The sequence below is a fragment of the Pseudomonas sp. Kh14 genome (genome assembly GCF_900291005.1).
Taxonomy (GTDB): Bacteria; Pseudomonadota; Gammaproteobacteria; order Pseudomonadales; family Pseudomonadaceae; genus Aquipseudomonas; species Aquipseudomonas alloputida.
Genome location: NZ_OLKJ01000029.1, coordinates 243,491 through 255,204 on the forward strand (window position 1 = coordinate 243,491; position 11,714 = coordinate 255,204).

Consider the following 11,714-nt stretch of genomic DNA (forward strand, 5'->3'; position numbering starts at 1 on the left):
TGCGACTCAGCGCTTGTAGGCCTGCAGGCCTGGCTTGATGCTCTTGTCGTCGAGGAACTGCTTCATGCCCTGCTCGCGGCCGCCAGTAGTGTCCAGCAGGCGCGACTGGTCGAGCTTGGCGTAGAGGTAGTCTTCGTTCTGTTCCCAGGTCAGCTCGCGGCAGCGCTTGAAGCCATTCTTCGCGGCGCGCAGCACCACCGGGTTCTTTTCCAGCAGGTTCAGCGCCAACTCGCGGGTGGTTTCACGCAGCTCGGCCAGCGGCACACTGTCGTTCACCAGGCCCATCTCGGCAGCCTTGCGACCATCGAAGGTCTTGCCGGTCATGATGTAGTACAGCGACTGACGATGGCCAACGGTATCGGCCATGGCCTTGCTGACCAGATTGCCAGGCGGGATGCCCCAGTTGATTTCCGACAGGCCGAAGGTCGCTTCGTTGGCGCAGATCGCCAGGTCGCATGCCACCAGTGGGCTGAAGCCGCCGCCGAAGCACCAGCCGTTGACCATGGCGATGGTCGGTTTGGCATACAGACGCAGCAACTTCCATTGCCATTGCGAGGCTTCGCGACGAATCTTTTCCTGGAGGATTTCCGGGCCGGCGTCCACCTCGCGGAAGTACTCCTTCAGGTCCATGCCGGCGGTCCAGGACTCGCCGGCACCGGTCAATACCAGCACGCCAGCGTCAGCGTCCTGTTCGAGGGTTTCCAGCACGTCGACCATTTCCCGGTTCAGGGTGGGGCTCATGGCATTGCGTTTTTCCGGGCGATTGAGGGTCACCCAGGCGATGCCCGCTTCCAGTTCGACCTTCACGGTGGTCCAGCGGCCTTCATATTTGCTCATGGTTCTGCACTCTTGTTGTTCGAGGTGATGGGGCCACGCTAACGGGTCAAATTAGTTATGTCAATTAACCATTAACAAATTTATCTTTAACCCATGGGTAGGCGCGCTGCCTTTTTCCAAAGCCTCTCTAGCCGAATCGCATAAGGACAGGCAAAATAGGTAACTTTATTACCCATGATCGAGGAGCATGAACCCTGATGGCTAGGTCTGCCCGTAGTACCGACGACGCTTGCGTGGCTGCTCCTGTGGGAGAAGGGGTGCTTGAAGACTTGATCGGCTACGCCTTGCGACGCGCGCAATTGAAGCTGTTTCAGAACCTTATTGCCCGGCTCTCGGCCCGTGACCTGCGCCCGGCACAATTTTCCGCCCTGGCGATCATCGACCAGAACCCCGGGCTGATGCAGGCCGACCTGGCACGTGCGTTGGCAATCGAACCCCCGCAAGTCGTGCCAATGCTGAACAAATTGGAAGAGCGCGCGCTGGCCGTGCGCGTGCGGTGCAAACCGGACAAGCGCTCGTATGGGATTTTCCTGAGCAAATCGGGCGAAGCCCTGTTGAAGGAGTTGAAGCACATCGCCGCCGACAGCGATCATCAGGCGACATCCAACCTCTCGGATGACGAAAGGACTGAACTGTTGCGGTTATTGAAGAAAATCTACCGGGACTGACTCAGTCAGCCCAGCGTGGTGAAATCCGATCGACCTGTTGCGCCTCTTTGACGTCCCAAGAAAGCACCTTGGCAAATCAACCCAGAGGCGAGGTACTCATGAACGACCGCATCATCGCGCTTTTCACCGAAACCACCGTTTTCGGCATCTCCATTCTCAATCTGCTGGTGGCGCTGACAGTCGCCATCGTGATCTTCCTGGTCGCCCGTGCCACCATCAGCTTCCTGATGCGCCGGGTACGGCGCTGGTCCGAACACGAGGGCCCATTGAGCCAGATAATGGCCAAGGTGCTTTCCGGCACCAGTAACGTTCTGTTGTTGCTAGCCTCATTACTGGTAGGCCTGAGCATGCTCGACCTGCCCGAGCGCTGGCTGAGCAGGGTCAGCAGCCTGTGGTTCGTGGTCGCTGCCTTGCAGATTGGCCTGTGGGCCAACCGCGCCATAGGCATGGGCCTGAGCCGCTACTTTGCCCGCCACCGTACCGACGGTCTGAACCAGGGCAGCGCACTGGCAACCCTTTCGGCCTGGGGCGCGCGGGTCCTGTTGTGGTCAGTCGTAGTGCTGGCGATGCTGTCGAACCTGGGGGTGAACATCACCGCCTTCGTCGCCAGCCTGGGCGTGGGCGGCATCGCAGTGGCGCTGGCTGTGCAGAATATCCTTGGCGACCTGTTCGCTTCGTTGTCGATCGCCGTGGACAAGCCGTTCGAGATCGGTGACTTCATCGTCATCGGGCCCCTGGCGGGCACCGTTGAGCACGTCGGCCTCAAAACCACACGCATCCGCAGCCTCGGCGGCGAACAGATCGTCATGGCCAACGCCAGCATGATCAGCAGCACCATCCAGAATTACAAGCGCCTGCAAGAACGTCGCATTGTGTTCGAGTTCGGGCTTTCCTACGACACGCCCACCGAGGCCGTGAAGAAAGCGCCAGGCATCGTCGAAGACGCCATCAAGGCCCAGGAGCAGGCGCGTTTCGATCGCGCTCACCTGCGCGGCTTCGGCAAAGAGGCACTGGAGTTCGAGTGTGTCTACATCGTCCAGGACCCAGGCTACAACCTTTACATGGACATTCAGCAGGCGATCAACTTCAGGCTGCTGGAGCGGTTCTCGCAAATCGGCGCCAAGTTCGCCGTGCCGGTGCGCGCGATCAAGGTCACGGCATTGCCAGAGGCCTCCGGCCTGCATGGCCAGGCTCGCGAAGGCCTGAGCATCAGAGGTGCTTGATGCTGGCACCTGCCCGGTTCGTCAGATAGGTGCGCCGCAGGGCGTGCACATGCGCACGCCCTGCCCGCGCTGAAACGCTATTTCAGCGCCGCGATGAAGCTGTCTTTCAGCACCTCGAGAAGGAAGTCCGCATTGGACCGGCTGAAAATCATCGAAGGCCGCATTTTCAGCACGTGGTCATGCGGGCCTTCGGTGCCGATCAACACGCCGCGCTCCCGGGCACCATCAGCCACTTTTCTGGCAAGGGCCGTGGCTGGCGCCTTTGACTTGCGGTCAGTGACCAGCACGATGCCGAGGAACAGGCCCAACCCGCGCACATCGCCAATCACATCGAATTGCTGCTGAAGCTCGCGCAAGCCCTCGAGCAGGTAATGGCCGACACTCAAGGCGTTTTCTTTCAACTGGTCGCGCTCGATTGCATTGAGTACCGCCAGGCCTACCGCGCAGGACACCGGGTTACCGGCGAAGGTATTGAAATACTCCATGCCGTTGTTGAAAGCATCGGCAACCTCGCGCGTGGTCACTACCGCCGACATCGGGTGGCCGTTACCAATGGGTTTGCCCATGCTGACGGCATCCGGGACCACGCCCTGGGTCTCGAATGCCCACCAGTGGCTGCCGACCCGGCCAAACCCGACCTGAACCTCATCGGCCAGGCACAGCCCACCTTCGGCTCGCACCATGGCGTACACCTCCTCGAGGTAGTGTTCGGGCAAAAACACCTGCCCCGCCACGCTCGGGATCGACTCGGCAATGAAAAACCCCGGGCGCTTGCCTGCCTTGCGCATGGCATCCAACTGCTCTGCCACCGACTCGGCAAAGCGCTTGCCGTGCGCTTCCACGGGCCATTGCTCGGGGGCGTAGTAGCTGTCCGGGACCACGGCCTCGTAAACATGCGCCGCCCTGCCCTTGCCCGCCTTGCGCTTGTACTTGTAAGGGCTCAGATCGATCAGTTCCTGAGTAGTGCCGTGGTAGGCCCAGTCCAGCACGATCGCCTGATCACTGCCTGTGAAGTTGCGCGCCATACGCAGCATCAGGCTGTTGGCCTCACTCCCCGAGCAGCCAAAGGATGCTACGCAAAGGCCCTCGGGCAAAGTGCCGGTCAGGCGCTCGGCGTACTCGACAATGTTGTCGTGCAGGTAGCGGGTATTGGTGTTGAGCAGCGCAGCCTGGCGGGTCAAGGCTTCGACCACGTCGGGATGACTATGGCCCAAGTGGCACACGTTGTTGAAACAGTCCAGGTAAGCCCGCCCGAAGTTGTCGATCAGCCATACGCCATCACCGCGCACGAACTTGATCGGATCGGTGTACGAAATGGACAGGTTGGGTAGCAGCAGTTCCTTGCGCCTGGCAATGATCTGGGCCTTGGGCATGCCCTGCTGGCTGTAGGTCTCTGGCGGGATACCGGCCAGGGCCGAGGCATCGGGGAACAGGTCGGCCCACGCTTCGCGGTACGCTGGCTCACCCACGCCAATGACCTCGCACGTGCGCAACTGGGTATCGGTGACCACCTGCAGATGCAGGTGGGGAATCCAGCCGCCGTTCTCGTGATCGCCGCCCATGTAACCGACCAGGTCGCCGGCTTCAAGCTTGTCACCGGCCTTCAAACGGCTGAGCGCCTCGTGGGCCATGTGCCCCCACAGCGTCAGAAATGGCGGGCAACCGGGCGGGGTATGCTCGAGCATCACCAGGCCGCCATAACCCAGCGGGCCTGGCTCAACCTCGACGCTTCTGACGGTGCCGGCAATCGGTGCGTACAACGGCGTACCCGCTGGCATCAGCAAATCTACCCCCACATGCAGGGTCCGGTGCTGCCCCTTGATAAAGCGAGACTCAAAGGCGCTGTCGGTATAGACGGCACGTACCTCGCCCCATGGCCCGATGCCCAGCGGGGCCTTGTGCGTGGCAGAGAATTCATTCCACCACCGCGTCGCATCTGCCGGGCGCTGCTGGGCCGAGGCAATGGTCATCTCATGTCTGGCATCGCCAAACGGCGCGATAACCTTGTCGAGAATGGCGGCTGACGGGCGCACCAGGTCGGCAAACGACTTGTGGTTGTCGGCAATCCAGCGGCGGACTTCCCCCGCACCTTCGATGGCATCGAAACCACAGGCCTTGCGCAAAATGCCGGTGGCCAACCGTGGGTTGATCGAATCGAGCTGTTCCAGTAGACGCCAGGCAGGCGCTTCACTGATCGCCAGGTAGGGGTTGTCGTCTGTCTGATCCTGCCGGGAAGCGGAGAACGTCACGCTGATAACCAAGCGCATGGCTATCAGGTTGAACAGCACATCAAGCTCTTGCGCTTGCAACGGGTACTTCTCATGGAAGCCGGCCACCAGCGCAGCAGCAGCGCCAATCGGATCGTCCATGTCGAGAATGGCGTACGCGCTGGCGATCGCGACCTCGGCAATCAGAACGGTGTGCACGGCATCGCCAAAATCGATGAAGCCAGTCACGTTACCGGCCGTTTCGGCATCGACCAGGATGTTCCAGTCGTTGGCATCGTTGTGGATCACCTGGGCCCGAAGGGAAGCCAGCTTAGGCTGTACAGTCTGTTCGAACCGGGCGATGAAGCGTTCGGCAACAGCCCGGCGATCAGGGTCCTTTATGCAGTGCAGCCGCGAACGGGAGCGCGCAGCATGGCGTAAGTCCCAGTCCAGGTCGCGGACTGCGCCCGGGTGCATGAAGCCCTGCAGGGCACGGTCAAGTTCACCGAGTGCCTGGCCGAAGTTTCTCATCAACGCCAAGGAGCGTCTGGCCTTGGCAAGTGGCGTGCCGGCCAGCCAGCTGACCAGGCGCAAAGCGTGCTTTTCACCGGTGCTGCTGGCCACAGACGGCAGGTAGTCGCCCGTCACGCTGGCCCGCAGGTGTGGTACGCCCAAATGCGCGCCATGCACAGCCAGGTGATCGAGTAGCGCGGTTTGAAACTCGCTTTCTACCCTAGGCTCGCTGGCATTGACGATTTTCAGTATCCAGCCTGCATCTACGCCAGTCTCCAGGCGGTAATTGCGATCACGCTCCCCATCCAGGGGCGTTGCAGTGCCGGTGACATCGAAGAAATCTTTTGCAAGGCTCTCTGCATCGCTAGCCGAAAACCGAGGTGCCGGGTGGGAAAGGTCTGTCATATCATCAGGTTCCGAGCGCGCTGATTGTTTTTCAATAGCTTGTCATGCGCCGCCGAAACGGACACCCTGCATACGGTCGGGCGCAACAGGCATTATGCCGGTTCCGACCGGCATAATGACGGCAAGCTTATCAAGGGGCTGCAATGCGTGACCTGGACGCTAAAGATCGTGAGATTCTTGAGGTACTTTCGAAGGACGCGCGCATTGCGCTCAAGGCGTTAGCCGGCCGCATAGGCCTTTCCCGAAGTGCCACCACCGAGCGCGTCGCCAACCTTGAACGCAGCGGGGTCATTCGCGGTTATCGCGCTGACATCGGCGAAATAGACGCCAACGTGATACGCGCGATCTTGCTGGTGACGTTGCATCGCACGCCTGCCATGAAGCTGCTCGACCAGTTGGCAACGGACGCGCGCGTACGGCGGGTTTCGTCAGTGAGCGGTCAGCTCGACCTGGTGGTTGAAGTGGAGACCCGAACGATCGACGACCTCAACCAGGTACGCGACAAGGTGGCACGTCACGAATCAGTGGATGACATTACCACGTCGGTAGTCCTGCGCCGTGATATCGACCGCCAAGGCGCCTGATGCCTGCAGAGGCAGTAGATAGGCCATACTCACCCTAGCCTCACAGGTGTCGAAGCACGCCCTGAATCTCGCGAACGACCTGCCGCGTTGCCTCGTCGACGGTCCCTTCATTGCGGCACAGCACCCAGCCTTGCTCTGCAACCGCACGCTCGAACGCCTCGGTACAGGCAACCTGTTCGTCCAGGTTATGGATCACCGTACTGCCCAGCCCACGCGTGCGCGCCGCGGCCCTCGCCCATGAAGTTTCAGGCTTCGTGACAACGCCGACATGCAAATCGGGCACTTGCACGTTTCGTTCGAGGTTCAGGCGCAGGATCTTGTCAAACGGCACTGTACGGCGAAACGCAGCGTCAGAGGGGTACCAGCGATCAATCAGGATGATGCTGTCAGCGGGCTGCCTGGGCAGTACATGTCGGGAAATCCAGGCTCGGCTTTCAGCGAAGCGCTCGCAAACCTTGAACTCAAGGTCCTGGCAAGGGCTTCTGGAAAGATGGTTGACCAGGGCCATGGTCTCGCCCCGGTGAGGATCATTCTTTCTTTCGCAAAGGCGGATCACCTTTATCCCGTCCAGCCGTAACGCTTGAGTGACGGCCTCCAGCAGCGTGGTCTTGCCGGTACCCTTGGGCCCATCGAAGGAAATAAACAGCGGGGGGTTCATCTTGCAATACCAGTTGGCTCAAGCGCGGGATAAGACCATTGATCGCAGCTGCCTTCAAGCGATTCTCGACGGGAGCACATCCGTACTCCAATGCGGTGACCAAAGCATTGCCTTGGGAATGGACCGGCATTGCCCGACCCGCCATCCCCAAGGCGTTCAATGCCTGCTAGGCTGACGGACGATGGCGGACCTGCTGCCCGCCTCCCCTTACCCACAGGCACGGGCCAATGACCTACAACCCCCACGTTAACCTGACCAACTGCGACCGGGAGCCCATCCAGATTCCCGGGAGCATCCAGCCCCATGGCTGCCTGCTGGCCTGTGATGCCTCGGCGACCGTGGTGCTGCGCCATTCGGTCAACGCCCCACAGATGCTGGGTGTAGCAAGCGATATCAATGGTCAGAAACTGCACGCGGTGCTGGGTGACGAGGTAACGCATACGCTTCGCAACGCACTTGCCCGTACCCGGGACGCCTCGCGTCCCGCGCTCAGTTTCGGCGTGACGCTGCCCAACGGCGAGGCCGTCGACATCGCCGCCCACTTGTACAAAGGCACGGCAATCCTCGAATTCGAACCCGCCGGGGCGAGCATCGCCGAACCGATTGAACTGGCGCGCACGCTGATTGCCCAACTGCGCGAAATCGACCAGACCAGCAAGCTGTTCCGCGACGCCGCCCGCTTTGTCCGGGCGGTGCTCGGTTACGACCGGGTGATGATCTACCAGCTGGGAGCCGACGGTGCCGGCAAGGTGGTTGCCGAGTCCAAGCGTAGCGACCTCGAAAGCTTCATGGGCCAGTACTTCCCTGCCTCCGATATCCCCCAGCAGGCCCGCGCGCTCTACCTTCGCAACCCGATCCGGGTAATCTCCGACGCCCAATTCAATACGGTCGCCATCAACCCGGTCCTCGACCCATCGGGCGAACCGCTCGACCTGTCCTACGCGCACCTGCGCAGCGTCTCGCCGATCCATTGCGAATACCTGTGCAACATGGGCGTGGGCGCCTCGATGTCGATTTCCATCATCGTCAACGGCGAGCTGTGGGGAATGATTGCCTGCCATCACTACGCACCGCGCACGCTGGCCATGGGGCAACGTGTGGCCGCCGAGATGTTCGGTGAGTTCTTCTCCCTGCATATCGAGACCCTGCGTAGCCGGCAAAAACTCGAAGCCGCCGTGCGCATCCACAAAGCGCTGGACAGCCTGCTGCGCGACGCCAACCAGGCGGCGGACATTGATGGGTTCTTCCACGCACGCCTGCCCCGGTTGATGTCGCTGATTCCCTGCGACGGCATCGGCATGTCGCTGCTAGGCCGCTGGTCGTGCGCAGGGCTGGCGCCGCCCCAAACGGCCGTGCCTGATCTGCTGCGTCTGGCAGACATGGTCAGCGAAGGCCGAATCTGGGCGTCCAATCGCCTGTCGACAGTGCTCCCGTCGGCCCAGGCGTATTTTAATGATGTGTCGGGTGTGCTGATTGTCCCGATGTCGCAACACCCCAGGGATTACTTGATCTTCTTCCGCAAGGAGGTGGTCGAGACACTCGACTGGGCCGGTGACCCGAACAAGACCTATGACAGCGGCGCGTTGGGCGACCGCCTGACGCCACGCAAAAGCTTCGCCATCTGGAAAGAAACCGTTCACCAGCAGTCGCTACCCTGGACCGAGCAGGACCGCCAGTTTGGCGATGCCATCCGTACCGCTATCGTCGAGGTGGTGCTGCACAACAGCGAGCTGCTCGCCAGTGAACGCGCCAAAGCTGAGGTGCGCCAGCGCATGCTCAACGAAGAGCTCAACCACAGGGTCAAGAACATCCTGTCGCTGATTGGTGCACTGGTTGCCCATCCGACCCCGGAAAGCCAGACCCTGCAGGACTATGTGGCAACGCTCAAAGGGCGTATCCAGGCCTTGTCGCTGGCCCATGACCAGGTGGTGCGCGGTGACGGTGGCGGGCGCCTGGCGAAACTGCTGGAGGCCGAGCTTTCCCCCTATCGCACGGCTGCCGGCATGATCGAGTTGCTGGGCCCGAACGTCATCCTCGATGCGCGCGCTTACTCGGTCATGGCCCTGGTGCTGCACGAGCTGGCCACCAACGCGGCCAAGTACGGTGCGTTATCGCGGGCCGGCGGCAAGCTTTCGGTGAGCTGGGCAATCGACGCCACCAACGCTTGTGCCATCAGTTGGCGGGAAAGTGATGGGCCAACGGTACGCCCACCCAGCCGCAGCGGCTTCGGCACGGTGCTGATCGACCGCAGCATCCCGTTCGACCTGGGTGGCACCAGCGCAGTGGAATATCACCCCGAAGGCCTGCAAGGCTTTTTCAGAATCCCGGCCAAGCACCTTTCCGTAGCCGAAGCGGCAGAAACCGCTCTCCCGGCCACGCCTCTGGCCCGTGCAAACGGTGCGTTTGCAGCGCGCTCGGGCTTGTGTGTACTGATACTCGAGGATCAACTGGTGATTGCAGTCGGCCTGGAGCAAATTCTCAACGATGCACAAATCAAGGACGTGATCACCGCCAGCTCCGAGGACGAAGCCATGCAACTGCTTGGCAGCCACAAGCCGGATGCGGCAATACTGGATGTCAACCTGGGCACCGGAACATCCATTTCCGTAGCGGATGAGCTGGTTCGCCGGCAGGTCCCGTTCCTCTTTGCCACCGGCTATGGCGACGGCATCAGCATTCCCGAGCACTTGCAGCATGTACCCGTCACCCGCAAGCCATATGATGCCAATTCCATTCTGGCCAGCCTGCAAGGTCTGCTTGAGCTGGGGTGAATGGGAAACAGCAGCAGTCTTGTATTACGAAAAGGCCCGTAAAGCCGACACATAACTGTCAGCTATACGGGCCTCTTCGCAGCACCAGGCCGCGCCGGCAAAAGGACGGCGTCGGCCTGTCAGGGCTTACACCGCCAGGGCGCGCTCACGCAGCTCGCTGTTGAGGATGCGGTCGTTCTCGCTGTAATCGACCGGNGTCAGGGCTTACACCGCCAGGGCGCGCTCACGCAGCTCGCTGTTGAGGATGCGGTCGTTCTCGCTGTAATCGACCGGGCAGTCGATCACGTGCACACCCGGGGTCTTGATGCAGTGCTCCAGCAGCGGCAGCAGGCCTTCGGCGCTTTCCACGCGGTGGCCGTTTGCGCCGTAGGCTTCGGCATACTTGACGAAGTCCGGGTTGCCGTAGTCCAGGCCGAAATCGGTGAAGCCCATGTTGGCCTGCTTCCAGCGGATCATGCCGTAACCGTCGTCACGCAGGATCACCACGGTGATGTGCATGCCCAGACGTACTGCAGTTTCCAGTTCCTGGCTGTTCATCATGAAGCCGCCGTCGCCACACACCGAGATTACCGGGCGGTCCGGGTGCACCAGGTGCGCAGCCATCGCCGATGGCAGGCCGGCGCCCATGGTCGCCAGGGCGTTGTCCAGCAGCACGGTGTTTGGCTTGTGCGCTTTGTAGTTGCGGGCGAACCAGATCTTGTAGATGCCGTTGTCCAGGGCGACGATGCCTTCGGACGGCAGTACACGACGGATGTCAGCCACCATGCGCTGTGGGTAGACCGGGAAGCGGTCGTCGTCGGCGCCTTCGGCGATCTGTGCTTCGTTGGCTTCACGGATGGCCATCAGGCGGGTGAAGTCCCAGTGCGACGTGTCGTTCAGCGCTTCACTGATCTGCCATACGGCGTTGGCGATGTCGCCGATCACTTCTACTTGCGGGAAGTACACGGCATCGACTTCGGCAGCGCGGAAGTTGATGTGGATGACTTCGGTGCCGCCACGGACCATGAAGAACGGTGGCTTCTCGATCACATCGTGGCCGATGTTGATGATCAGGTCGGCGGCTTCGACGGCGCGGTGAACGAAGTCGCCCGACGACAGCGCAGCGTTGCCGAGGAAGCGCGGGTGGCGCTCGTCGACCACGCCTTTACCCATTTGGGTGGTGATGAACGGGATGCCGGTCTTGTCGATCAGTTGCTTGAGGACCTTGGCGGTCATCTTGCGGTTGGCACCGGCACCGATCACCAGAATCGGGTTACGCGCGTTCTGCAGTTTCTCGACGGCAGCTTCGATGGCCACGTGCTCGGCCAGCGGGCGGCGGTGCAGGCTGCGCGGGATCGGCAGCGCGTCGGTCTGCTCGGCGGCGATGTCTTCCGGCAGCTCCAGGTGCACCGCACCCGGCTTTTCTTCTTCGGCCAGGCGGAAGGCTTCGCGCATGCGCGCCGGGATGTTGTCGGCCGAGGCGAACTGGTGGGTGTACTTGGTGATGGGGTCCATCATGCCGCACACGTCAATGATCTGGAAGCGACCCTGCTTGGACTTCTTGATCGGCTTCTGCCCGGTGATCATCATCATCGGCATGCCGCCCAGGTAGGCGTACGCACTGGCGGTTACCAGGTTGGTGGCTCCAGGGCCGAGGGTCGACAGGCTGACGCCGGTCTTGCCGGTCAGACGACCGTAGGTGGCAGCCATGAAACCTGCAGACTGCTCGTGACGGGTCAGTACCAGCTTGATCTTCGACTTGCGCAGGGATTCGAGCAGGTCGAGGTTTTCCTCACCGGGAATGCCGAATACATACTCGACACCTTCGTTTTCCAGGCATTGCACAACGACATCGGCGGCCTTGGCTTT

At 61.4% G+C, this 11,714-nt stretch carries 8 protein-coding genes; 4 read left to right on the top strand and 4 right to left on the bottom strand.

Going from position 1 to position 11,714, the window contains the following annotated elements:
* Positions 1–6 precede the first annotated feature (6 nt).
* Positions 7–837, bottom strand: coding sequence for a p-hydroxycinnamoyl CoA hydratase/lyase (locus FQ668_RS15885; protein WP_010954234.1), 831 nt, complete (start codon positions 835–837; stop codon positions 7–9).
* Between the two features lie 197 nt (positions 838–1,034).
* Here FQ668_RS15885 and FQ668_RS15890 point away from each other — a divergent pair, with 197 nt between their 5' ends.
* Together FQ668_RS15890 and FQ668_RS15895 are read left to right on the top strand one after the other, a co-directional pair.
* Positions 1,035–1,505 (top strand): MarR family winged helix-turn-helix transcriptional regulator, encoded by a 471-nt coding sequence (locus FQ668_RS15890; RefSeq protein ID WP_023389478.1) that lies wholly within the window; start codon positions 1,035–1,037, stop codon positions 1,503–1,505.
* 98 nt (positions 1,506–1,603) lie between these two features.
* A complete protein-coding gene (locus FQ668_RS15895) occupies positions 1,604–2,728 on the top strand; it encodes a mechanosensitive ion channel family protein (RefSeq protein WP_019437614.1) in 1,125 nt (374 codons plus the stop codon).
* 77 nt (positions 2,729–2,805) lie between these two features.
* Here FQ668_RS15895 and FQ668_RS15900 read toward each other — a convergent pair whose 3' ends face one another.
* Positions 2,806–5,853: an aminotransferase class III-fold pyridoxal phosphate-dependent enzyme gene (locus tag FQ668_RS15900; protein ID WP_019437613.1), complete on the bottom strand. Its 3,048-nt coding sequence runs from the start codon at positions 5,851–5,853 to the stop codon at positions 2,806–2,808.
* Positions 5,854–5,996: 143 nt separating this feature from the next.
* Here FQ668_RS15900 and FQ668_RS15905 point away from each other — a divergent pair, with 143 nt between their 5' ends.
* The gene (locus FQ668_RS15905; protein WP_019437612.1) at positions 5,997–6,437 is read left to right on the top strand and encodes an Lrp/AsnC family transcriptional regulator; all 441 of its coding nucleotides are present in this window, start codon (positions 5,997–5,999) and stop codon (positions 6,435–6,437) included.
* 40 nt (positions 6,438–6,477) lie between these two features.
* Here FQ668_RS15905 and FQ668_RS15910 read toward each other — a convergent pair whose 3' ends face one another.
* Positions 6,478–7,095: a dTMP kinase gene (locus tag FQ668_RS15910; protein ID WP_019437611.1), complete on the bottom strand. Its 618-nt coding sequence runs from the start codon at positions 7,093–7,095 to the stop codon at positions 6,478–6,480.
* A gap of 227 nt (positions 7,096–7,322) precedes the next feature.
* On the opposite strand from FQ668_RS15910, the gene FQ668_RS15915 reads away from it, so the two are divergent.
* Positions 7,323–9,866 carry an HWE histidine kinase domain-containing protein gene (locus FQ668_RS15915; protein WP_019437610.1) on the top strand — a complete coding sequence of 848 codons (2,544 nt, stop codon included), beginning with the start codon at positions 7,323–7,325 and terminating at the stop codon, positions 9,864–9,866.
* Positions 9,867–10,070: 204 nt separating this feature from the next.
* Here the strand turns inward: FQ668_RS15915 and FQ668_RS15920 are convergent.
* Positions 10,071–11,714 (bottom strand): acetolactate synthase large subunit (locus tag FQ668_RS15920; RefSeq protein WP_256677678.1); only part of this gene is annotated, 1,644 nt, incomplete at its 5' end.

Coding starts and splice junctions, on each gene's coding strand:
- FQ668_RS15895 (WP_019437614.1), top strand. CDS start 1,604: ATGAACGACCGCATCATCGCGCTTTTCACCGAAACCACCGTTTTCGGC.
- FQ668_RS15890 (WP_023389478.1), top strand. CDS start 1,035: ATGGCTAGGTCTGCCCGTAGTACCGACGACGCTTGCGTGGCTGCTCCT.
- FQ668_RS15885 (WP_010954234.1), bottom strand. CDS start 837: ATGAGCAAATATGAAGGCCGCTGGACCACCGTGAAGGTCGAACTGGAA.
- FQ668_RS15915 (WP_019437610.1), top strand. CDS start 7,323: ATGACCTACAACCCCCACGTTAACCTGACCAACTGCGACCGGGAGCCC.
- FQ668_RS15905 (WP_019437612.1), top strand. CDS start 5,997: ATGCGTGACCTGGACGCTAAAGATCGTGAGATTCTTGAGGTACTTTCG.
- FQ668_RS15900 (WP_019437613.1), bottom strand. CDS start 5,853: ATGACAGACCTTTCCCACCCGGCACCTCGGTTTTCGGCTAGCGATGCA.
- FQ668_RS15910 (WP_019437611.1), bottom strand. CDS start 7,095: ATGAACCCCCCGCTGTTTATTTCCTTCGATGGGCCCAAGGGTACCGGC.